This window comes from Endozoicomonas euniceicola (assembly GCF_025562755.1).
GTDB lineage: Bacteria > Pseudomonadota > Gammaproteobacteria > Pseudomonadales > Endozoicomonadaceae > Endozoicomonas_A > Endozoicomonas_A euniceicola.
The window spans coordinates 3,337,789-3,359,423 of sequence record NZ_CP103300.1 but is presented as its reverse complement, the minus strand read 5'-3'; the positions used below and the strand labels follow the sequence as shown (position 1 = coordinate 3,359,423).

Annotated in this window: 22 protein-coding genes; 8 read left to right on the top strand and 14 right to left on the bottom strand. The window is 47.1% G+C overall.

What is annotated here, in order from left to right; genetic code table 11:
- Positions 1–155: 155 nt before the first annotated feature.
- The 3 genes from NX720_RS13525 to NX720_RS13515 all read right to left on the bottom strand — a co-directional run bounded on the left by NX720_RS13525 (position 156) and on the right by NX720_RS13515 (position 3,365).
- On the bottom strand, positions 156–392 hold the full coding sequence (locus tag NX720_RS13525) for a type II toxin-antitoxin system ParD family antitoxin (protein ID WP_262595338.1): 237 nt from the start codon (positions 390–392) through the stop codon (positions 156–158).
- A 103-nt stretch (positions 393–495) separates the two neighbouring features.
- Complete coding sequence (locus NX720_RS13520) at positions 496–2,214, bottom strand: cell division cycle 123 family protein (RefSeq protein WP_262595337.1); 1,719 nt, start codon at positions 2,212–2,214, stop codon at positions 496–498.
- A gap of 641 nt (positions 2,215–2,855) precedes the next feature.
- The gene (locus tag NX720_RS13515; protein ID WP_262595336.1) at positions 2,856–3,365 is read right to left on the bottom strand and encodes a dihydrofolate reductase; all 510 of its coding nucleotides are present in this window, start codon (positions 3,363–3,365) and stop codon (positions 2,856–2,858) included.
- Between the two features lie 1,096 nt (positions 3,366–4,461).
- On the opposite strand from NX720_RS13515, the gene NX720_RS13510 reads away from it, so the two are divergent.
- Positions 4,462–4,698: a hypothetical protein gene (locus NX720_RS13510; RefSeq protein ID WP_262595335.1), complete on the top strand. Its 237-nt coding sequence runs from the start codon at positions 4,462–4,464 to the stop codon at positions 4,696–4,698.
- 2 nt (positions 4,699–4,700) lie between these two features.
- On the opposite strand, the gene thiI is transcribed toward NX720_RS13510, so the two are convergent.
- Positions 4,701–6,161: a tRNA uracil 4-sulfurtransferase ThiI gene (gene thiI / locus NX720_RS13505; protein WP_262595334.1), complete on the bottom strand. Its 1,461-nt coding sequence runs from the start codon at positions 6,159–6,161 to the stop codon at positions 4,701–4,703.
- A 395-nt stretch (positions 6,162–6,556) separates the two neighbouring features.
- On the opposite strand from thiI, the gene NX720_RS13500 reads away from it, so the two are divergent.
- A complete protein-coding gene (locus tag NX720_RS13500) occupies positions 6,557–6,733 on the top strand; it encodes a hypothetical protein (protein ID WP_262595333.1) in 177 nt (58 codons plus the stop codon).
- A gap of 66 nt (positions 6,734–6,799) precedes the next feature.
- Positions 6,800–8,203 (top strand): glutamate--ammonia ligase, encoded by a 1,404-nt coding sequence (glnA, locus tag NX720_RS13495; protein WP_262595332.1) that lies wholly within the window; start codon positions 6,800–6,802, stop codon positions 8,201–8,203.
- Positions 8,204–8,615: 412 nt separating this feature from the next.
- Here glnA and NX720_RS13490 read toward each other — a convergent pair whose 3' ends face one another.
- The gene (locus NX720_RS13490; protein ID WP_262595331.1) at positions 8,616–8,741 is read right to left on the bottom strand and encodes a hypothetical protein; all 126 of its coding nucleotides are present in this window, start codon (positions 8,739–8,741) and stop codon (positions 8,616–8,618) included.
- Positions 8,742–8,783: 42 nt separating this feature from the next.
- Here NX720_RS13490 and NX720_RS13485 point away from each other — a divergent pair, with 42 nt between their 5' ends.
- The 4 genes from NX720_RS13485 (at position 8,784) to NX720_RS13470 (ending at position 12,542) form a co-directional block, all read left to right on the top strand.
- On the top strand, positions 8,784–9,314 hold the full coding sequence (locus tag NX720_RS13485; protein WP_262595330.1) for a DUF4124 domain-containing protein: 531 nt from the start codon (positions 8,784–8,786) through the stop codon (positions 9,312–9,314).
- Between the two features lie 181 nt (positions 9,315–9,495).
- Complete coding sequence (glnL, locus tag NX720_RS13480; RefSeq protein ID WP_318654049.1) at positions 9,496–10,575, top strand: nitrogen regulation protein NR(II); 1,080 nt, start codon at positions 9,496–9,498, stop codon at positions 10,573–10,575.
- Between the two features lie 11 nt (positions 10,576–10,586).
- Positions 10,587–12,071, top strand: a complete 1,485-nt coding sequence (gene glnG, locus NX720_RS13475; RefSeq protein ID WP_262595329.1) for a nitrogen regulation protein NR(I) — start codon at positions 10,587–10,589, stop codon at positions 12,069–12,071.
- A 222-nt stretch (positions 12,072–12,293) separates the two neighbouring features.
- On the top strand, positions 12,294–12,542 hold the full coding sequence (locus NX720_RS13470; RefSeq protein ID WP_262595328.1) for a hypothetical protein: 249 nt from the start codon (positions 12,294–12,296) through the stop codon (positions 12,540–12,542).
- Positions 12,543–12,547: 5 nt separating this feature from the next.
- Here the strand turns inward: NX720_RS13470 and NX720_RS13465 are convergent, their stop codons facing one another.
- From NX720_RS13465 to NX720_RS13440, 6 genes are all read right to left on the bottom strand, one after another.
- Positions 12,548–13,270 (bottom strand): fimbrial biogenesis chaperone, encoded by a 723-nt coding sequence (locus NX720_RS13465; RefSeq protein ID WP_262595327.1) that lies wholly within the window; start codon positions 13,268–13,270, stop codon positions 12,548–12,550.
- Between the two features lie 29 nt (positions 13,271–13,299).
- Positions 13,300–15,792 (bottom strand): CS1-pili formation C-terminal domain-containing protein, encoded by a 2,493-nt coding sequence (locus NX720_RS13460; protein ID WP_262595326.1) that lies wholly within the window; start codon positions 15,790–15,792, stop codon positions 13,300–13,302.
- 47 nt (positions 15,793–15,839) lie between these two features.
- Positions 15,840–16,925, bottom strand: coding sequence for a hypothetical protein (locus NX720_RS13455; RefSeq protein ID WP_262595325.1), 1,086 nt, complete (start codon positions 16,923–16,925; stop codon positions 15,840–15,842).
- 81 nt (positions 16,926–17,006) lie between these two features.
- A complete protein-coding gene (locus NX720_RS13450) occupies positions 17,007–17,621 on the bottom strand; it encodes a hypothetical protein (protein WP_262595324.1) in 615 nt (204 codons plus the stop codon).
- Between the two features lie 57 nt (positions 17,622–17,678).
- Positions 17,679–18,236 (bottom strand): hypothetical protein, encoded by a 558-nt coding sequence (locus NX720_RS13445; protein WP_262595323.1) that lies wholly within the window; start codon positions 18,234–18,236, stop codon positions 17,679–17,681.
- 265 nt (positions 18,237–18,501) lie between these two features.
- The gene (locus NX720_RS13440) at positions 18,502–18,981 is read right to left on the bottom strand and encodes a DUF29 domain-containing protein (protein ID WP_262595322.1); all 480 of its coding nucleotides are present in this window, start codon (positions 18,979–18,981) and stop codon (positions 18,502–18,504) included.
- Positions 18,982–19,225: 244 nt separating this feature from the next.
- Between NX720_RS13440 and NX720_RS13435 the strand changes: the two genes are divergently transcribed.
- Positions 19,226–19,405, top strand: coding sequence for a hypothetical protein (locus NX720_RS13435; protein ID WP_262595321.1), 180 nt, complete (start codon positions 19,226–19,228; stop codon positions 19,403–19,405).
- A gap of 70 nt (positions 19,406–19,475) precedes the next feature.
- Here the strand turns inward: NX720_RS13435 and rplQ are convergent, their stop codons facing one another.
- From rplQ to rpsD, 3 genes are all read right to left on the bottom strand, one after another.
- Positions 19,476–19,865, bottom strand: a complete 390-nt coding sequence (gene rplQ, locus NX720_RS13430) for a 50S ribosomal protein L17 (RefSeq protein WP_262595320.1) — start codon at positions 19,863–19,865, stop codon at positions 19,476–19,478.
- A gap of 111 nt (positions 19,866–19,976) precedes the next feature.
- Positions 19,977–20,978: a DNA-directed RNA polymerase subunit alpha gene (locus tag NX720_RS13425; RefSeq protein ID WP_262595319.1), complete on the bottom strand. Its 1,002-nt coding sequence runs from the start codon at positions 20,976–20,978 to the stop codon at positions 19,977–19,979.
- Between the two features lie 31 nt (positions 20,979–21,009).
- A complete protein-coding gene (rpsD, locus tag NX720_RS13420) occupies positions 21,010–21,630 on the bottom strand; it encodes a 30S ribosomal protein S4 (protein ID WP_262595318.1) in 621 nt (206 codons plus the stop codon).
- Positions 21,631–21,635: the final 5 nt, after the last annotated feature.

Sequence of the window (21,635 nt, the reverse complement as noted above, 5' to 3'; positions counted from 1 at the left end):
CCCGAAGGAGAACAGTTGGTTTTTATATCAAATTCGTTTCATTGCATTGCATTGCGATAAACCTCGTTGCGCTCGCGCCTGCCTACGGCAATCACAACAATCACAATCTCTTTATCTCTGACCTCTCTTTCAGTGCGTCTTCCTTGAAGACTACCTCAAAGGTCATCAAAATCGACCGTTATCCCTTTCTGCCCTCTGCGTTCCTCGACGATTTTCGCCAGCTCTATATCATCCAGCCGATCCAGAAATTCTTCCCGCTTATTGGCTTTCTCCAGCCGACGCAACGCATCCCTGATCAGCTCACTCACTGACTGGTAGCGGCCTGTATTGACCTGCTCCTCAACAAATTGATCGTAGTACTTACCCAGAACTACGGACGTATTTCTAGCCATACTTTAGCCTTTTGTATTACTTGTTAGTAAATATTAATACAAAATGGCTATTTTGCTAACTTCGCTGGTTCAATTGCGCATTCAACCGTCCGGGAAAATCTGGCTATTCAGACTCATCCTCTTCAGCAGTTTCTTGATCCGCTTGGTCAGGAATCACCTGACCGGACTCAATTGTGTAACGAAAATATACGACATTTTCCTGTTGTTGGCCGTATAGTATTTTTTCGTCTTTAATCCAGTGAAACAAGGCTGACCCGGATGAATATTGCTTTCCGAAAGGGTTAAGTTCTATGAAATAAATATCATCGTCTGTTTCGTTAATGGCAAGGTCAATGGAATAGGAGGAGGTGTGGGTTATAGAAGGAACTACTGTTTTGTGAACGTATTCTATAATCTGCCGAGCCCACTTTTCGACCTGAGTCTGCCTTTCTTCCAACGGCATATTCATTAACAGCTCATTTCGTTGGTAAAGATTTTGTTGCGATATGGCGGTAACCCGACCACCGTGTACAAATACCCGGAACTCCTTATCCGGGTTCAGCTTCTTCCACGGAAACAAATAAAGATTTATTTTTCCAGGCAACTCGCCTTTCATACCATCGTAACCAATAGGTTTAATCGGGGTGTGTTTTGTGACATCGGCGGTTGGCAGAGAGAGATAAAGTTCCCTGGCACTCTTGTAAACTCTATTACCGTTTATTACTTCTTCGCCATTGGCAATTATTGGTCGGGTCCCTTTTAGAGAACACAGGTCTGTACGTACAAACCATTCTCCCTGTTTTAGTTGCTCATCTAACTGGCCATAAATATTCAGTTCTCCCCTTTTTTTCAGGATCTCCATCATCTCCTCTTTATCCTCTACGGACTCCTGATAATCCCCGGATAAACTTCCTGTCAAATGAAAATGGTTTGCTGCATCTATCATTACCTTAACTGTTTGCGGTTTGAGCTCATATCGCTTGTAGTCTTCGCCTTCAATCCCTTTAAGATGAACCCAATGTTCAGTGTTACAGGCTTCGCTTACCGCTTCATAGTCTTCTGGTTTCCCATTTTCCCAGTGGTTGTTTGAGTTGTAATTCCTGCGCGCGGGGCCGTCTTCATTAACTTCATGAAGGTAATGGGGCTTCTGAATAATCAACGCTGTTTTATGGCGCTCATCTGTGGCTGCTACTGACACGCTCGTTGAATAAACGTGATGGTTTGATACTGCGGACGCATTGATTCTGGTGGCTAACAGAATGTCAGTGACAGTACTGTCACTGGCTTCGGAAGGTGACAAGGGAGAAGTCGTAACGCTTCTTGTTCCTGCCAGTTTATTCAGCGGCAGTGAGGTGCTATGGGCATGACTCACTGAAGGCTCAGGATAAAGTTCCAGCGAGTTATGCAATGGCACCAATAACTCCTGATCCTCATAGCTCCTGCTGCTTTTCACGTAATAGGATTGCATTGGTGGTGCAGAGGATTTGCTGTCTGATTTTTCGCTGATATAGATATAACCGGTAGAGGTCATAATCTTTTCTGAAGGAGTGGACTCAATGTCTGAGTTTTTTATTTCAGTCAATTCTTCTTTACTGCTGAAAGGGAACAGCCAGTCAAAAGTGATAACCTTTCTGGTATTAAACGTCAGGTAAGTCTGATTCGTGCTAATTGATGGGGGCGTTCTGGTAAAAGACGACAGATAATCACTTTGTTTGCTTTGAATTAAGGGCTCAGTGTTAAAAACCGGCGGGTTGTAGAGCTTTTCATTTTTTAAAGCAGGAGCATGACTGGCATCGTGATCAGATAACACCTGCTGGCCTGATGCAACTGAACACCAGAACACAATTATTGCATGAATGAAAAAAGCAGTTTTTTGCAAATACAATCTAATTTTGACCATAACGCTTTTTATTCTCTGTTATTAGTTAGTGAGACTCACGCTTCCGCTTGCCGATTGTTTATCACTTCAAACGTAAAACCCCTTAGGGGCGCAGCATTCAATGTCTTACCGGGCTTTTGGCGGTTGGCTATTAGCTGCTCAGACAGCCAACCACCAAAAGCTAATAGCCAACAGCGGTATATTCTAACCTTCCGTTCCCCTTACTTTGAGTGAGGGGATGTAAGTTCAGCTTGCAAAGCAAGCTCTCTGTACTATCTTTTTTTGTCTTGGATGTTTTAGCGATTACGCTGCCAAGACAGGAAAGTAAAAAACTAAATTACCTCCGTTGTTTGCCCGTGTCGTTTACTCGACAATCTTAACCGTAGGGCAAGAAAGCGAATAAGGTGTGTCCCGCTACTGGTAAGGGATGCACTGCGGCAGGGCATTGCCGTCTAGCTGTAGGAATCCTCGTCGTTTACGGCGAGGAGGATGTCAAAGTTGTTTTTATCGTCTGGTCAAATAAGAACCTTCTCCAGTACCAAAAAGTAGAGGCAGCCATTAATATCATAACTGCCGAATAATAGGTCAGTCTGTGGATTAGAGTGTCAAGAAGCCTTACGATCCAACACCAGATAACTGAACGTCAAAGGTTCTTCGTCTTCAGACTGCATATCCTGCCGGGCGGTTTCTATCCAGTCACTGTCGTTAATCTCCGGAAAGAAAGCATCGCCTTCAAAGCTCTGATAAACCCTTGTCAGATAAAGCCGGTCCGCCTTATCCAGAGCCTGCTTATAGATTTGCGCACCACCAATGATCATCACCTCGTCATTGCCATTGATCAGGGCAATATCTTCTGCCAGCGTCAGCGCATCGCCGAGACTGTGAACCACTTTTACACCCTCATGGTACCAGTCTGCATCCCGGGTGATGACGATATTGGTGCGTCCGGGCAACGGCTTGCGCAGGGAGTCAAAGGTCTTACGCCCCATGATAATCGGCTTACCCATGGTCACTGCTTTGAAATAACGCAGGTCACCAGGCAGATACCAGGGCATTTTGTTGTTAATGCCAATTGCGTTGTTTTCCGCAACGGCAGCAATCATGGCTATTTTCATTTATTTAGCAACAGATAATTGAGTTTTATTGAACACTATTGTGTTGATGAAGCTGCTCAAATTCAAGGAGGTAATGAACGTTGCCATTAGTCCCCCCTGAAGGTTCAGCTGAGGTGGGGTATCAGGCACGGCATCTCCTTTGAATGAGTGGATGCACTATCCAGAGGGCAAAGGCGAGCATACGATAAAGGAGCTTTTTTCAGTTTATCATCTATCCTAATTATATGTTTTTTCTATATATATTCTACAAGTAACCAGTTCTATCTTCGTGGTTGAGCATTTATCAAATGTATAGTCAATTTAGGCGTTTCCTATGCCAAATCTAACCAGAAGAGCACCTTACTACACAGTCAAAAGAGTAATCCGACAGCCTGACTCTCTCAGGCAACATGGCACTCTTCCCAGAAGCCCTAAGCACAGTGGACTGGGAATAACGCTTGCGTGGTTGAATTATAATCTGTTCTATCAGAATGACAGAGTGGTGTGGTCAGCGACGTGCTCAGACGAATCTCTTCAAAAGGCCGCCATGATCGACGCAGAGATTACTGGTGATTTAAACGCAGTCTACAGGCTGGATGATTTTAGAGCTTCTATTCCACGTTATGATGTCCATGTATTATTTGATATCGTCCGTCGTGTATGTCAAAACCCCAGGTATGTCCTTGGCTTTACAATAAGGTTGCCAAAATTCAATCAGGTGGGGCCAATAAGTGACCTTCATCGTCTTATGGTAAGGCGCTCTAACTTCATGGGGATTGTTCTAAGGTTGAGCTCTTTGTCGGCAACATCAGGTACAATAGGTATTTGGAAAACCAAGCAAGATACCAGGGTTTTCGTCCACTCCACTGGAGAATATACTGTCTCCAACGATTTGTTGATGCCTTTTATTAATTATACGTTTTTAAGCTCTCTCTCACCCATAGGAGGGTTTACGAGCGCATGCCTATTTAAAGCTGAGCCGCTGGTACCTATATCATCAAAACAAATTAAAGGTGAGGTGGCAGGGGGTTCCGGAACCGCTGGAAGTTATCGATCCCTTTGAATAACACCGGACTTCACTCGGTTCGCGTCGCTAAAAATATTCCTGAATAAAATCATGAAAGCTTGTCACCATAATATGGGTGACTGTACTTTTACGCTTCCCGGATTTAATTGTGTGGACTTTGCTCAGGAGGTCCATGAAAAAGCATTACATTACTGTACGGGCATTTTGCAGGCAAAGTACAAGGGTGGATCGCAAATGGTGGAGATCGGCCCCCACTGTGCCTGCGAACCCGGTCAGCAGGACAAGGGGGGAATTCATCAACACCCAGAAAGCAGAAGGGTACTTTAAGGTTATTTTTTCTCCGGATTAAACACACCCACATTATCATGGCCTTCTTCACGAAGGTGCATAGCGTGCAGCTGGCTCATCACGCCTTTTTCACAGTACAGCAGGTAGTGTTTTTTTCGATCCAGTTCAGCAAATTTTGTTCGCAGCCGGTAGAAAGGTACGTAAATCACTTCACGATCGGACATGGAGAATGGTTTAATCTCTTCTTCATCCGGGTGGCGAATATCAATAATGATTTCGCCCTGATCCACATGATCGACAACTTCTACTTCTTCACGGGTCAGGTCATCAGCAATAATGTCGCTGACGGACACAATACGACGCTCGGCAACCGCTTTATCCAGCTGAGCGAAATCAAAGCGTTCTTCTTCCGCTGCAATTTTTTCAGGTCTGGCTTTTGTCGTTGGATTTTTGGAGATAACCGCGCAGTACTCAGGAATGTTTTTAACAAACTCTTCAGTGCCAATACGGGCAGAGATATCAATAATATCCTGTTTGTCCATCGCCACCAGCGGACGCAACACCAGATGGTCTGTCGCTGCATCAATCACCGACAGGTTGGTCAGAGTCTGGCTGGATACCTGGGCTACTGCCTCACCCGTCACCAGAGCTTCTACGTGCATTTCTCTGGCGACGGATGTTGCGGCTCTCAACATCATACGCTTGAGGATTACCCCCATCTGGGAGTTATCCACATTCTTCAGAATTTCCTCAACGACTCCTTCAAACGGTATGGTGACAAACCGAACGTTATGGGATGAACCAAAACGGCTCCACAGGTAATAAGCCACTTCTTTAACCGCCAGTTCATGGGCATGACCACCCAGGTTAAAGAAACAGAAGTGTGTCCGAATGCCCCGCTTCATGGTCAGGAAGCTGGAAACCGTTGAGTCAAAACCGCCGGAAATCAGGGATAAAACAGGTTCCATAGAACCCAGCGGGTAGCCGCCAAGGCCTTCACCACGGGCTGTCTCCAGAAAATAACGGTTGCGTTTAATTTCAATTTTTACCGTAACATCAGGGTTCTTGAGCTTAACGCCGGTTGCCTCAGTCTGGACATTCAGGCCACCGCCCACCTGCTTTTCCACGTCAATAGACTGAAAATCATGGCTGCCCTGTCGGGCACAGGTGACACGGAAGGTTTTGCCCGCCAGGCGCTCACGAAAAGCAGGCAGGGCTTTTTCAAGAATGTCATCAATGGTGGTCAGGGGGTATTCGGTGACCTGCATCCAGTAGGCAATACCCGGGATATGACTCAGATGATCCCCGACTTCCGCCTGTAAAACAGGATCATCAGAAGAGGTCGTGACTTCGATAAAATCCCAGGTACCACGAACATCTACGCCCTCATCGGAACGTTTGAGGATGGTACGAATATTCTTCCGCAGCACTTTAATAAAGCGCTTTCGAACCGGCGTACTCTTAATCGTAATTTCCGGAAACAGCTTAATGATGAACTTCATGGTTCGGGCTACCGTGATCATGCCGCAGGCACACTGAAAACGATGAGTATTAAAGCTTACTGCAGCCTGACAGCAAAATATTGAGAGAAAAGTGGCGGAATTATACCGAAACACACGGTTGTGACATATCCCTCAAACCTGAGGGATAACCGCCCCTGCCACCAGCACCAGAGCATACAAACACCGATGGCCGTTAGTAGTCCACGCAATTTCACGATACACTAAATGCCGCCTGTTTTTGGGAGCAGCAAAATCAGGCAGTACAGGCTTTTTATGCTGCTATTTATGCACTAAGAGTTATGCGCTAAGAAGATTCAGCAAACCTGTTTTGCATCAATTTAGTGCATGGAAATGGTCTGGCATGTTTACTTTTAGTGCAATGTTTCAGGATTTAAATGAAAATCCTTCAAACAGCTGCACAAGAGGGCATGAAACCGCATTTTGAAAAGCTGGCACGTCGTTTGCTTTTCCAGATGCAGATCAGTCACACCTGTGGCCAACCATTGAGCCCGGCGGAAGATCACTCAATCAATTCAGCCATCTTAACGATGAAGGTTAACGCTGAAGATTGACGTTGAAGATCAGAGCCAAAAGCGATGCTCTCAGTTTTGAGCTAAGTCCTCTGGAGGAAATAATAAATGTCCAAGACCCTGAACCTGATCAAGGATCACGACGTTAAGTGGGTTGACCTGCGTTTTACCGACACCAAAGGTAAGGAACAGCATGTTTCCATGCCCATCAGTGAAGTAGACGGTGACTTCTTCGAACTGGGTAAAATGTTCGATGGCTCCTCTATTGCAGGCTGGAAAGGCATCAACGAATCCGACATGATTCTGATGCCAGACGACAACAGCTCTGTTATCGATCCGTTCACCGACGAAACCACCCTGAACATTCGTTGCGATATCGTTGAACCGGCTACCATGCAGGGCTACGAGCGTGACCCTCGCTCTGTTGCCAAGCGTGCTGAAGAGTATCTTAAGTCCACCGGCATCGCTGACACGGCATTCTTCGGACCAGAGCCTGAGTTCTTTGTATTTGATGATGTTAAGTGGAAAGTCGATATTTCCGGTGCCTCTTACGAAATCAACTCTGAAGAAGCTCACTGGTCCAGCAACGCCACCTTTGCTGACGGTAACACGGGTCATCGTCCAAAGGTGAAAGGCGGTTACTTCCCGGTGCCTCCGGTAGATTCTCTGCACGACCTGCGTGCCAAGATGTGCCAGGCCATGGAAGACCAGGGCCTGGAAGTTGAAGTACATCACCACGAAGTGGGTACTGCCGGTCAGTGTGAAATCGGCGTTAAGTTCAACACACTGGTGAAAAAGGCTGACGAAGTTCAAATTCTGAAATACGCCGTACACAACGTTGCCCACGCCTACGGCAAAACCGCCACCTTTATGCCTAAGCCTCTGGTCGGTGACAACGGTAGCGGCATGCACGTTCACATGTCTCTGAGCAAGGACGGCGACAACCAGTTTGCCGGCGACGGCTATGCAGGTCTGAGCGAAACCGCTCTGTACTACATTGGTGGTGTCATCAAGCACGCTAAAGCGATCAACGCTTTTGCCAACGCTTCCACCAACTCCTACAAGCGTCTGATTCCCGGCTTCGAAGCACCCGTCATGCTGGCATACTCTGCCCGCAACCGTTCGGCTTCCATCCGTATCCCTTACGTGAACAGCCCGAAAGCCCGTCGTGTAGAAGTCCGCTTCCCTGACCCAACTGCGAACCCATACCTGTGCTTCGCGGCGCTGCTGATGGCTGGTCTGGACGGTATCAAGAATAAGATCCACCCTGGCGACGCAGCGGATAAAGACCTGTACGACCTGCCAGCGGAAGAAGCCAAAGAAATTCCAGTCGTTGCTGAAAGCTTTGAGGAAGCCCTGGCCGCCCTGGACACTGACCGTGAATTCCTCACCGCTGGCGGTGTATTCACCGACGACATGATCGACGCTTATATCGAGCTGAAAAAGGAAGAGTGCCTGGCCGTCAGCCAGACCACTCATCCGGCAGAGTTTGACCTGTATTACTCCGTCTGAATACCGACATAAGAGGCAGAGTCATCTGCCTCTTAATTAAATATCCGCATCAGGATAAGCATTCTCTTTACAATGCTGCGGGATAATAACCTGCCATACTGATATCATCATGACGTTTCAACCAAGATAATGCTTGCGAATCTGAAAACCTGTTCTGCCTTTATATGTCTGTTATTTTTAGTCGTTGTGACAAACTTACAAGCAGATGAAGTTGAAATAGTAGTGTACTTTGATACGGACACTTTGGGATATGTCTACGGCAAACTCTATTGGGTAACACCCAATAAAGTTCGTTTTTTCAAGGATCATACAAGAGAAGAACGAATCGTTTCACGCTACTGCGATTTTAACAATATTGGCTATAGGCTGTGGTTCGACCAACCTGATGCGTCCCTTCTGCCAATGCATGTTTTCAGAGTTGCACCACCTCCTGCAACCTCCCTTCCTCTGCCTGATTTTCCAGAATCACAGAATTGTGAAGCAGGGTCATCGGCGGTTGAGTAGTATTCAACACTTTTGATGGTATGCTGAGAAACATGGAAGGAGAATCTCTCAATAGATTATTTGCGGATACATTTCAATGAAAATAAAGCCCTTGCCGCTGTTTCTGGTTCTAACCTTTCTTCCCACTCTCCTGAGTGCCGGGATTTACAAAACTGTCGATAAACATGGCAACGCTGCCTTCACCGACAAGCCTTCCACTAACCAACCCAGCGAACCCGTTACGCTAAAACCCACCACCAGCCTGCCTTCCCCACCCAACATACCCTACAGCCACTCCGCTCCCGAGCCAACAAAGCATGGCAAACCAGGTTACAACGTTTTTTCAATCAGCACTCCGGCTAATAATTCAACCGTTCGGAACAATGGCAACTTCACGATAAAAGTCAGTGCTCAGCCCAATCTGAACAGAGGACACAGAGTACGCTTTTTTATTGATGGTCAGGCTGTTGCTGGCCCACAAAGAGCGCTTAGCCATAAGGTCGAAAATATGAACCGGGGAACACACCTGATCAGGGCGGAGGTTCTTAATCATTCAGGAAAAGTGATTCAGACAACTGAAAGCACGGTACACGTGCAGCGCACTATCTACAGACCGCCTGCCCCCTGACACAGAGCTTTGACCATTAAATGCACCAAATTAGTGCATTCAATTTATATCTCTTTATAATCTACTGTTCAGCAAGCGTTACCCTGCATTTGTACCGCTATATAGTGCGCTCCGGGCAAACTGGTTCAATTATTGCTGAGTTCAATGATGACTGAACAGCTATCAGGGGATACATCACAATGTGTCGAACAATAACAACATCAGGGATGTTCAGATGATCGAACAATTTGTACTGGACAATCTTAATACTGCGGTGATTGCCCTTGATCCGGAATTAAGAGTCAGCTATCTCAACCATGCTGCTGAAAACCTGCTGGATATCAGTGAACGGCGCAGCTATAGCCAGCCTTTGGAGACACTGTTAACCCAGCCCGCTCTGGAAGATGACCTGAAGCGGGCACAGTCCCAGCAACAACCCTTCACCCGCCGTAAAGCCTGCATCCGTATCAACAGCGAACCGGTCACTGTTGATTACACCGTAACCCCGGTAGATTATTCAGACTTCAGTATTCTGCTGGAAATACACCCAAGGGATCGGTTGCAACGCATTACCCGGGAAGCCTCTCTGATCGCCAAACAGGAAACCGCCAAAAGCCTTGCCCGTGGCATGGCGCACGAAGTTAAAAACCCTCTGGGAGGGATTCGGGGTGCAGCACAACTGCTGGAGCGCCAGTTAAACGATAATGATCAAAAGGAGTTTACAACCATCATTATCGAAGAAGTCGATCGACTTCGTGACCTAGTGGACCAGATGCTGGGGCCGGTCAAACCACCCAACCTGAAAGCACTGAATGTGCATGAAGTGATTGAAAGGGTGATACAACTGACAGAGGCGGAAACGGGTGGTGCCATTCAATTCGTCCGGGACTACGACCCCAGTATTCCGGAGATACCGGCAGACCGCGAGCGACTGATTCAGGCCATTCTCAATCTGGTTCGTAACGCTATGCAGGCTATTGAACAGCACAGCCCCTTAAGCGATGGACAGATCACGATCCAGACCCGGGTTATCCGGCAGTTTACCATTGCCAACGAACGCTGCCGCCTGGTGTGCAATATCCGCATTATCGACAATGGCCCCGGCATTCCCGAAGACATGATCGAGAACATCTTCTATCCCATGATCAGTAGCCGTGCCGAAGGCACCGGGCTGGGTTTACCCATGGCACAGTCAATCATCAGCCAGCATAAAGGACTGATTGAGTGTGACAGTAAGCCGGGTCGAACCTGTTTCAATGTTTATATACCGATTGCTCTCTGAGAGGCGTGCTAATGACTACCGATTCGCAAGTCTGGATTATTGATGACGACCGTTCTATTCGCTGGGTGCTGGAAAAGTCCCTGCAGGGAGAAGGGCTGAGTGTCGAGTCCTTTGACTGTGCAGATAAAGCGATGGAAGCTCTGGAAAACGGCAAACCAGAGGCCATTATCAGCGATGTCCGGATGCCGGGCACCAATGGCCTGGAGTTCCTGCAACAGATACAGGACAACCATCCTGATATTCCCGTCATCATCATGACCGCCCACTCTGATCTCGACAGCGCTGTGGCTTCCTATCAGAGTGGTGCCTTTGACTATATGCCCAAGCCTTTTGATATTGATGATGCCATCTCCCTGACCAGGCGGGCGCTGGAACACAGCCGCCAGCAAAAACAGGAAGTCAGCGTTGTTGAGCCTGTGGATAACGCCACCGAAATCATTGGTGAAGCACCCGCCATGCAGGAAGTGTTTCGTGCCATCGGAAGACTGTCTCACTCCAATATTACGGTATTGATAAATGGCGAGTCCGGTACTGGCAAAGAACTGGTTGCACGGGCATTACACCGACACAGCCCCAGAGCTGCCAAGCCATTTATTGCCCTGAACATGGCTGCGATTCCAAGTGACCTGATTGAATCGGAACTCTTTGGCCATGAGAAAGGCGCCTTTACCGGTGCCGGAGCCCTGCGCAAAGGGCGCTTTGAGCAGGCCGGGAATGGTACCCTGTTTCTGGATGAAATCGGCGATATGCCTGCCGACACCCAGACCCGCCTGCTCAGGGTTCTGGCCGATGGTGAATTTTACAGAGTGGGTGGTCACACACCTGTAAAGGCTGATGTACGAATCATTGCCGCCACTCATCAGGATCTGGAAACACTGGTTAGCCAAGGTAAGTTTCGGGAAGACTTATTCCATCGCTTAAACGTTATTCGTGTGCATCTGCCCAAACTATGCGAGCGATCTGAAGATATTCCCGTTCTGGCACGCCATTTCCTCGACCGGGCTGCGCAAGAGCTGAATGTTGAAAGCAAGATACTAACGCCTGAAACTGAAAGCTATATCACCTTACTGCCCTGGCCTGGCAATGTCCGCCAACTGGAAAATACCTGCCGCTGGCTGACCGTGATGGCTTCTGGCAGAGAAGTCTTGATTTCAGACCTGCCGCCAGAGCTCTTGAATAAAAAGCTCCTGAATAAAGAGCTACTTAATAAAGAGCTGAACCAGGATCAGCAGCCACGGGCAGTAAAAGCCGACAGCTGGGAACAACAGTTGAAACAGTGGGCTGAGAAAGAGCTGGCCATTGGTCACACCAATATTCTGGAAACAGCGGTGCCTGCCTTTGAGCGCATTCTTATTGAATCAGCATTACAGCACACCAGTGGGCGCAAGCGAGATGCGTCTGAATTGCTGGGCTGGGGACGTAATACCCTGACCCGGAAGATTAAAGAACTGGGTATTTCCGACAAAAACGTGACTGACAAATCACTGACTGAATAACTCCACAACCGGAAAGAGCCAGGCATCTGACACGGCTCTTTCCACTCATCCTGACATTTGCCCTCTCATCAATATCGCTGTAACAAGAAAACCTTATCATTTTCGTATCTCGTTGTTTTTAAAGACAATATCAAGAAATACCTGAAAAGCCTTCAGCAGATAATATCTATAATTCAATTTTCAGGGATAAATCAGAAAAGTTGTTGATTAAGGAGTACCCTAATGAACGTTAAACGCCAAGTGAAATGGATGTCTGGCGCGGCGCTTTCCATCCTGTTTACATTCGTAATGCCTGCTCAGGCTGAAACCAATAACAAAAAAGCTTTGATCCTCGCAGGGTCTATTGGCAAAAGCTCCAGTGCCTCTGCCAGAATCACCCTCGTGATTCCTCCAAGACCCGATAAAAACAAGCAGGTAACAAAGGCTGAACAATCTTCAGCAAAAAAGTCAGAAGAAAACCCAAAGCAGTGACAATGTTACAGACGGAACTCCTGACGCTGCTCACGGGTTCCGTCAAACATCCCGAAACGAACCAGCTTGCCTTTACCTGGCAAGTCCAGCGTTAAACTCTGCCCCGCATAAATACGACCACCGGATGTTATTTCAACACAGTCGTCTTCATCCTTTGCGGATAAGCATTGTTCACCATTACGAAGAATGACATTGCTGTTGCCTTTATTGGTAAAAGTCACTTTATCGCCCTCACGCTTTGCAACCAGTTCATAGACAGGCTTTTCAGGGCGGATAAAAATCAGTGCCTGGTAGGCAATTAGCAGTTGAATCGCATTCTGGTTGGCTTCTACATCACCCGTCACGGGTCGGAACGTAATCCGGTAAACGTCTTCCGTCTCCTTTGGGGTTTCCAGGCTCACAAGGCGAACGGTTCGACGCCCTCCCGGCGCAACAATAGACTTTTGCGGCGTTGCCAATAACTTCATTTCATCAGGATTAGTAATCCGGATGCGCTGCTCATTTTCTGCGCCGGGGTTAACCACCTTGTAAATCTCGGTTTGCAGAAACAGGTTATCTTCACTGACATTGGTGACACGAATATCCTGGCGCGGCTGCTTGCCCGGCTCAAAGTAAACAATCATCCGATCCAGCAGCATATTGGCACTGGCAAAGGGTGAGGCCAGCAGTGTGGCTTTCAATGTAACCAGTAAGGCGATCACCAGCCCTGTTTTTCTTCTTACTTCCACGACATCACCCTGACAGTTAGTTGTTAAGTTTAAATACCGTCTGCTTTTGCCTGATTATGAACATCTGCATAGTGACAGACAACTTGTCCGAGATTAATAAAGTCATCTTTTTTGTTTCCAACATCCAGATCAACCAGACACTGCCTGCCACCTTTTACAAAAATCAGCTGTTTACTGTCGTCGGTAATTTCAGCCTGAAACATGCCATATTCATCACTGACTGCCAGACCTACACCACCCTGCACACTGGCATTGGCCAGCCAGTCGCCATCGTTTGTTTTTACTCGGCCGTATAACACCCGAACACTGTCAACACTGTAATCCAGGTCCATGACATTACCAGGATACAGAGTCACCTCGTATTCTTTTTCGTCAAAAGAAAAAATACTACTACCTGTTGGCCTGATGCTGACTTTATAGGTTCTGAATGGACTCAGATGAATGATCGAAGGCTTGCCACCCAGCGCATAACCACGACGTTGGTTGTCTATATAGACATCAAACTGATCGCTAAGCGATGCTCCATCAACTGTTACCACCACGGCAGAACGGGACTGGGACTCGCCACCAAAAGCAAACACATTGCTGTTTGCCATAAAGCTGGTGCTCAGGTTCGCGGAATAACCTGTGGTTCTGTTGGAATCGTTATCAACATGGTTAACGTTCAGGTTCGCAGTTCCCCAGGTGGATGCCAGTCGACTGGACAGCCCTGCCGTGGTTTGACCCGATGACCTCTTTTCTGCCCTGAGAGTACTGCGGAAGTTCCCGGCAACGGAGTCCCTGTTATTATAAGTGGCCGATACCTGCATCTGCTCGGTCCGGTCGCTCTTGCCTTCGGTATCTTTGTCATAACGAGCCTGAGGGTTTGCCCGGAACGTCCATTGACTCTCTGAACGACTCAGGTCAAAGGATATCAGCCCGGTGATCTGCCCTTCATCGGTCCAGGAGGTATCAAAACGCATGGACACGGAATACAACCCGTCACGGTAAATGCTTCGGCTGTAGCCAACACTCTGACGGGTTTGATGGTTATTGGTTGCGCCATCCGTCGATGCGCTTTCACTCTCACTGTAACGGTAGCTGGCATTCCCCTCCAGAAGCGGATAGTTCATGGACACGCTGCTCTGACGGAACTCATTGCCCAGCAGATCAAATTCCGTCGTGGGTCGGACTTCATCACTGCGCCACAACTGAAAATAGCTGCCACTGATATTAAACTGACCGTAACGGTAGCGTGCATCCAGCTTGCCACCGTAGTCGCCTTCATCAGACAACATAAAAGAGGGAGCCAGCTCGTAACGGCGACCAATTTTGAAAAAGGAAGCTTCTGCCAAATTCTGCCCATCCGTGGCTGCTAGCGCAAAAGTTCCGGATAAGGTGTCAGCCAGACGCGTGTTCACACCACCTCTCACTAGTACATCGTCTTGTACTTCCGGAAGAATCTTGTCAGCAGAAGACAGAGAAACCCGCCCACCTTCCAGAAAATATTCGTTCTCACCAATAGGTGCCAGACGGGTTTGCTTAGCAAAGAACCGGGTTTCAGTGCGTACCAGATTATTTGCCTCATCCAGTATTTTTATGGTCAGGTCATAAGCACCGCTGGGAAAGTTGGTGGTATCCAGCTCCTGATTACCCGCTTCCAGAAAGCCACTACTGATCAGCCGTTCTTCATAGATAATTTCATAGCGCCCACGCACCGGCATGTAGATTTCCAGTGGTGTTCCCTGGGTAAAAGAACGATCTGTGCGGGTATTGAAAGAGCTGGCAACCCTTGCGCCCCATAGACGACGGCTGGCACTGAAATTCAGACCAAAGCCCGTGGTGTTGACTAAACCCGCCTGCCATAAGTGACCCTGGTAGTCTCGCTCAAAGAGTAATGTGTTAATGCTTGCATTCTGATCTCTTGAAAAATCCCAGTTGGCCTGAACGCTGTTTTCTTCAAACGACAAAAAGCTACTACCAAAGACGGTGTAATTGTCCTCGGAGTTGCCATCGTTTAGAGTGCCGGAAATATTGGCAGACAGGTTCTGGATAACCGCAGGCCCCGCTTCAGAACCCGGCAGAAAACGATTTTTATCCAGCGCCTGAACGGTAAGCAGGCTGGGGTGAATAAATAGATCAGCCCTGAAATTATCGGCATTAAAAATAACGCCAGCGACTTCCGGCTCAATGATGCCGCAACCTTGGGTAGAGCGACCATAGCAGACGGCTTCCGTATGACTGTCCAGCTCACCTTCCAGTGCCTGAACTACTGGAAAAGCATCAAGCACCGCCGGGAGTTGCCTGATCAGTTTTTCCGGGTCTTCGAACTCAACGGTACTGGTGGTGAAGGTGGCTGGCATAGTGGTAACGAAGCGACCGCCAAAGTAGATGTCGATCATGCTTTGCTGGGGGGCGAGCAGGTCTTCAAAACCCGCGGGGACAGAGGTTTGGGAAATAATCAGAGGTTCTTCTGCATTAAGTTTAAAAGCGAATAACCATGCAGCGATAAAGCACAGTGTTTTTGTATTTTTTTTAATCATTCTTTGCCTGCTGTACTGTGCATCCACTCTGCAGGATGTTTTTCTGCTTATTCGGCCTTAACGATCAGTGTCAGAGTGTCGGTGTAATTGCCTGCCGGCTTCTGGCTGAGTTCCTCAAACGTGGTATTCAACCTTACTGCAAGAGTCATATTAGTGCCGCCATTGCAATACTTGTGGTCGTGACCAAAGAAAATTTCATTTGCAGTATCGCCATTCATAGCCATTAAACTATTTTCGGGTTTGTCATTACCCACACCGAAAAGGGGAATATAAGAAATAGTGTTAGATGAACTGGACAAAACGAAATTACTTTGATTTTTGTCCGTACCTTCTGCCCTGATACTGAATTTATGATCACCGGAGGCGTGAATACAAATATTCTGGGTATAGTAGGGCATGTGGTCAGGAAATGTCCGGAGGTTCATGTTTTGTAGTCTGCTAATAAGAACCTGCTTGAATTCTTTGTATTCCAGAGAAAAAACGTATGGCTGAATTCTATGGATTTCACCATTATATACGTTAGTACCTTTAAGGTTGAAAACAAACTCATAGTTTTTCCCCGCCACCAGGTTACGAACATGTTTTTCTTCCAGCGTAAATTGAAGATATATTTCCCCTGAGTAACTACTAAATAACTCTTCCCCCTCACCATTCTCTTTGCGTTCTACGTCCCATATTTGCAGCGGGTAACTTTGACCGTCATTTAAATTCAACTCTATTTTAACCAGCTTTTCATCCTTCACATCGAATGGCGGGCTGGTAGGTTTGCCATCAACTCGATACTCAAAAGAAGCAAATTGAAACTCCCAGTCTTGGCCTTTCAGACCTGAACAGCCTTCACAATCTGAACGAAAACGGAAGCGATCTGATACCATTACAAGATCTCCATCATCAGATTCATTGCGTTCAATCATTTTTTTTTCTTCACTTTCTGTTCCATACAGGAATTCAAGTGTGCAATTGCTAGTATTGCCCATATCCCAACAAAAGCCTGGTTTTTCACCTCCGGCAAAAGACAACGGTGACAATAGCAACAGGATAAAAAAACAACACATCAAACAAGCAGACCATAAATTAATGGTCGCCGGTTTAAGGTATTTTGGTTTTTTATTGTACTGGTTGTTTGACTTCATGCCAGAAACCTGGAGTAGTGCTAATGCTTGTTGTCGTAGGTTGGGAAGAACGAAGCGAATCCCAACCTACTTAGTAAAAATTTAGATGGGTTCAACGGTCAAAGTCAGTTGACTTCTATATGCTCCAGCTTTAGCTGCTGCAGCATCAGCGAAATTAACTATCACCTCCAAAGAAGCATTGTTTCCAGTACAACCAAAGCCATCAGTCTCATTGCCTGTCAGTGTACCATTTCCTGTTGAAGTCACGTTTATAGCAGTAGCTTCATCGTATACAAAATCAGTTGGTGTTACTCCAGTAGCTCCAATTACACTATAATGTTTTGCAGTGAATTCTAAAGTTTCGCCGGCTAAAGTTTTAAGATAAAAAGCATCTTCACCCGAATTCGCATCGTGCTGATTATCAGCTGTCAACTTATAATTGATGGGATTATCTGAGCCACCACCACCAGTCCGATATACGCAGAAGTCTTCATAACCAACGATATCATTGCCATCAACAATCTCTGAAAATGTTCCAAGCGGGATCTCGTTAAGATTAGCAATCAAAATAGAGCCACCGGGACCTACACCATCAATGTTAAAACTAATATCGGTAGCATCATACGACACATCACCAAGCTGACTTTCATCAGCTATTACACTTACAGAAAATATCGAGCTTGCTAACAGTGTTAGTGCTGTTTTTTTAGTGATCATAAGTTATTCTCCTTGTTCATCACTATTTTTGTTATTATGGTGTCCTGCAATGCCCACTCACTGCACGGAAACCGTCACCGTCAACGTATCGGAATAACTGTCTTCCGGTTGGTTCTCAAGGTTCTGTAGCGGAACCCTGACGTTTATCGAAGTATTATTCTCTTCACAATCAGAATTCACCGGCAGGGTTGGCAACCTCAACTGCTGTTGCGGAATGTTTTCCTGAGCCGTCAGGTTAAGTTCTGTACCACCACCACCGGTCTGGTTGTACCAGATCACTTCATAGGGAATTCTTACGGCTGAACTGGTTCCCAGCAAACCAAAGGTACTGTCACCAGCGCTGTTAGCACTGTTCACCGTTAATGAAAATTCTTCTGTGTTATACCAGATACAGAAATCGTTGATGGACTGAGGGACTGTTTCATAATCAAACTCGCCCAGGGAGAATTCCTGCAACTGGTTGACTCTGGCCAGCGCCGGGACAGACAGGGTTATGTCTGATGCCGCGCAGGACTCGACACCGAGCTCACCATCACCGTCGTCGGGTATGCACACAGCCAGTGAAACGGTTGACTGTAGTGCGATTATTATTGCTATCAAATAACTGTAAATCATTTTTTCGACCTTCAGGTCATTTTTAAATTATACGACTACAGCAAGATTCATTAACAACTTAATTCTGCATGGTTAGTTGACCCAGATCAACAGTTCAAATGAAATAATTTTATTGCTCTATTTATTACGTTCAGGAGCGAAAAATATTGCACAAAAACTATCCGTGATCACACAAGTGAACATTCTCTATTAAACATTTGTCGTTTTAGTTGCGGATTTGGTTACGAGGCAGCAAGGCGGGATTGTGGAGGGCAGTGATAAGGCATCAGGCTGGCAACCAGCCTTCCTGCATAATGGTATCGAAGCTCCACGGGCAAACGTCGGGAAAACTCTCATTATTTAACTGCTGATGGGGCTGAACGTAATAGTTCATAGCCTCGATAGCAAGGTGTTTGGCATCCTTGTACGATTCAGGAAGAATATCATTTTCATGACCTTTAAGATGCGGGCGTCGTTTAATCAACTTGATGAGAGCAAGCCTTGTTCGGCTAATGGTATTTTTCCAGTCGCGGCAACTATACGGCTCCGGTAGGACAGGATTAATGACTTGGGTCTGGTAATGGTATTTCAGCAGGTGCAGGAGCAAAGTTGTCAGACGTGTTTCAAGGGTATCCAGCTCACTGCCCATATCGTCAACTTCCCCGATCAGGTTTTCAATGTCGAGTTTGTCAAACTGTCGATTAGACAGATAGTCTTTTTGCTGTTGCAGCCACTGATAATAATCAGTTTCGTAGAGATTTTTCATACTCTGCCTCCCACTATTCGCTACCTAATTTAGACAGTAAACTGAAATGGGTCAAAAATAATTGGGCTTAAAGATACGCACTAACGAAATCGAATTTAAGATAATAGCAATCTGAAACAGCTAACAGCTAACAGCTAACAGCTAGATTTTTGCTAATCTACCCTTAGTTATGTAGCTTCATAAAAGAGTGGTTGTAGTTGTGAAGCCAAAATTCCAGCACACAACTTTATGAGGTTTGAGAGAAATGGACTTATCACCTTACGACCAGTGCCGTAGCGATGAAAAGCAGTGCCGTTTAGGTCGTTCCTGCAACATTATTATTCTTGCTTTGACGCTTATTCTTATTTCAGGCTTTGCAGTAGCCGATTATCTGTCGGTCAATTGCAGCAGTAGCGATCAGCACGAGCAAAGTGACAAAAAATAAACGGTTCTTTTTCTCCAGATACTGAAAAGCCGGGCAGATACCCGGCTTTTCAATAGCAAAAGACTAATTATTAATCTTCAGCTTCTACCGCTTCAGCTTCAACTGGACGATCCAGCAGCTCAACGATAGCCATAGGGGCGTTGTCGCCCTTACGGAAACCGCATTTCAGAATGCGGATATAACCACCTGGACGCTCTTTGAAGCGTGGACCCAGATCAGAGAACAGCTTGCCAACAGTTGCCTTGTTGCGGAGACGATCAAACGCCAGGCGACGGTTAGCTACGCTGTCTTCTTTAGACAGGGTGATCAGGGGCTCAGCAACACGACGCAGCTCTTTAGCTTTTGGCAGTGTTGTCTTGATTACTTCGTGCTCAACCAGGGAACTGGTCATGTTACGGAACATAGCCTTACGATGAGAGCTATTCCGGTTGAGCTTGCGGCCACTCTTACGATGACGCATGGCACAAACTTCCTCGTTCTGCCATCAGCCCCGCCTTTATCTTCCACCGTTCACTCGTTCAAATGAAGAGTTGATGACAGCGGATAAAGGCGTCAGGACTGCATGGCTGTTTTAAGCAGAAATCTTGTCGTCGTTCTTCAAACTGGCAGGTGGCCAGTTATCCAGACGCATACCCAGGCTCAGACCACGGGAGGCCAGAACGTCCTTGATTTCAGTCAGGGACTTCTTACCCAGGTTCGGGGTCTTCAGCAGTTCGACTTCAGTACGCTGGATCAGGTCACCAATGTAGTAGATGTTTTCTGCTTTCAGGCAGTTAGCACTACGTACAGTCAGTTCCAGATCATCAACCGGGCGCAGCAGGATAGGATCAACGTCGTCCTCTTCCTTCACTGGCTCAGGCTCGGCTTCACCTTCCAGGTCTACGAATGCCACCAGTTGCTGCTGCAAAATAGTCGCAGCGCGGCGAATGGCTTCATTCGGGTCCAGTGTGCCGTCTGTTTCCAGGTCGATCACCAGCTTGTCGAGGTCAGTACGCTGCTCTACACGGGCGCTTTCGACAACATAGGATACGCGGTATACAGGGCTATAGGTGGCATCCAGCTGAAGGCGGCCAATAGCACGGGTTTCTTCTTCGTCGTGACGACGGCTTTCGCCGGACTCATAACCACGACCACGAGCTACCTTCAGTTTCATATTCAGGTCACCTTTATCGTTCATGTGAGCGATAACGTGATCAGGATTCACGATTTCAATATCGTGATCCAGCTGAATATCCGCGGCGGTCACAACACCTGCACCCTTTTTATTCAGAGTCAGGATTGCTTCGTCACGACCATTCATTTGAATGGCAAGACCTTTCAGATTAAGCAGGATTTCAATTACGTCCTCCTGCACACCTTCAATCGCGCTGTATTCGTGCTGAACACCGTCGATCTCTACTTCCGTCACGGCACAGCCGGGCATGGAAGAGAGAAGAATGCGACGCAGCGCATTACCCAGAGTATGACCGAAACCTCGTTCCAGCGGCTCAAGAGTAACCTTGGCGCGTGTCAGGCTAATTTCCTCGACATTAATTTGTCTTGGAGTTAGAAATTCAGTAACCGAATTCTGCATGGATGTTACACCCCACCTAACTGTCTATCCCTTACTTGGAGTACAGCTCGACGATCAAGTTCTCGTTGATGTCCGCTGCGAGATCACTCCGCTCGGGCAGCACCTTGAAGGTACCTTCCTTCTTCTTGGCGTCTACTTCAACCCAGGTAGAGAACCCGCGCTGAGCTGCCAATTCGAGTGCTGCATTAATACGCAGCTGGTTTCGAGACTTCTCACGGATAGCGATAACGTCGCCTGGAACCACCTTGTAAGAAGGAATGTTCACAGTCTTACCGTTAACCAGGATAGCCTTGTGGCTTACCAGCTGACGTGCTTCAGCACGGGTGGAACCAAATCCCATGCGGTAAACTACATTATCAAGGCGAGACTCCAGAAGTTGCAACAGGTTTGAACCGGTAGCACCCTTCAGGCGGTCTGCGTCTTTGTAGTAGTTACGGAACTGCTTTTCCAGAACGCCGTAGATGCGACGAACTTTCTGCTTTTCACGCAGCTGTACACCGTAGTCAGACAGACGACCACGACGCTGGCCATGCTGGCCAGGAGGAATTTCTGCTTTGCACTTTGACTCGAGTGCGCGAACACCACTCTTCAGGAAGAGATCGGTGCCTTCACGACGAGACAGTTTGCACTTTGGACCAATATATCTAGCCATTTATA

What these genes read in the sequence shown, in the direction of transcription:
- NX720_RS13525 (WP_262595338.1), bottom strand. Translation starts at nt 392, where the DNA reads ATGGCTAGAAATACGTCCGTAGTTCTGGGTAAGTACTACGATCAATTT.
- NX720_RS13515 (WP_262595336.1), bottom strand. Translation starts at nt 3,365, where the DNA reads ATGAAAATAGCCATGATTGCTGCCGTTGCGGAAAACAACGCAATTGGC.
- NX720_RS13510 (WP_262595335.1), top strand. Translation starts at nt 4,462, where the DNA reads ATGAAAGCTTGTCACCATAATATGGGTGACTGTACTTTTACGCTTCCC.
- thiI (WP_262595334.1), bottom strand. Translation starts at nt 6,161, where the DNA reads ATGAAGTTCATCATTAAGCTGTTTCCGGAAATTACGATTAAGAGTACG.
- NX720_RS13500 (WP_262595333.1), top strand. Translation starts at nt 6,557, where the DNA reads ATGAAAATCCTTCAAACAGCTGCACAAGAGGGCATGAAACCGCATTTT.
- glnA (WP_262595332.1), top strand. Translation starts at nt 6,800, where the DNA reads ATGTCCAAGACCCTGAACCTGATCAAGGATCACGACGTTAAGTGGGTT.
- NX720_RS13490 (WP_262595331.1), bottom strand. Translation starts at nt 8,741, where the DNA reads ATGTTTCTCAGCATACCATCAAAAGTGTTGAATACTACTCAACCGCCG.
- NX720_RS13485 (WP_262595330.1), top strand. Translation starts at nt 8,784, where the DNA reads ATGAAAATAAAGCCCTTGCCGCTGTTTCTGGTTCTAACCTTTCTTCCC.
- glnG (WP_262595329.1), top strand. Translation starts at nt 10,587, where the DNA reads ATGACTACCGATTCGCAAGTCTGGATTATTGATGACGACCGTTCTATT.
- NX720_RS13470 (WP_262595328.1), top strand. Translation starts at nt 12,294, where the DNA reads ATGAACGTTAAACGCCAAGTGAAATGGATGTCTGGCGCGGCGCTTTCC.
- NX720_RS13460 (WP_262595326.1), bottom strand. Translation starts at nt 15,792, where the DNA reads ATGATTAAAAAAAATACAAAAACACTGTGCTTTATCGCTGCATGGTTA.
- NX720_RS13455 (WP_262595325.1), bottom strand. Translation starts at nt 16,925, where the DNA reads ATGAAGTCAAACAACCAGTACAATAAAAAACCAAAATACCTTAAACCG.
- NX720_RS13450 (WP_262595324.1), bottom strand. Translation starts at nt 17,621, where the DNA reads ATGATCACTAAAAAAACAGCACTAACACTGTTAGCAAGCTCGATATTT.
- NX720_RS13445 (WP_262595323.1), bottom strand. Translation starts at nt 18,236, where the DNA reads ATGATTTACAGTTATTTGATAGCAATAATAATCGCACTACAGTCAACC.
- NX720_RS13440 (WP_262595322.1), bottom strand. Translation starts at nt 18,981, where the DNA reads ATGAAAAATCTCTACGAAACTGATTATTATCAGTGGCTGCAACAGCAA.
- NX720_RS13435 (WP_262595321.1), top strand. Translation starts at nt 19,226, where the DNA reads ATGGACTTATCACCTTACGACCAGTGCCGTAGCGATGAAAAGCAGTGC.
- rplQ (WP_262595320.1), bottom strand. Translation starts at nt 19,865, where the DNA reads ATGCGTCATCGTAAGAGTGGCCGCAAGCTCAACCGGAATAGCTCTCAT.
- NX720_RS13425 (WP_262595319.1), bottom strand. Translation starts at nt 20,978, where the DNA reads ATGCAGAATTCGGTTACTGAATTTCTAACTCCAAGACAAATTAATGTC.
- rpsD (WP_262595318.1), bottom strand. Translation starts at nt 21,630, where the DNA reads ATGGCTAGATATATTGGTCCAAAGTGCAAACTGTCTCGTCGTGAAGGC.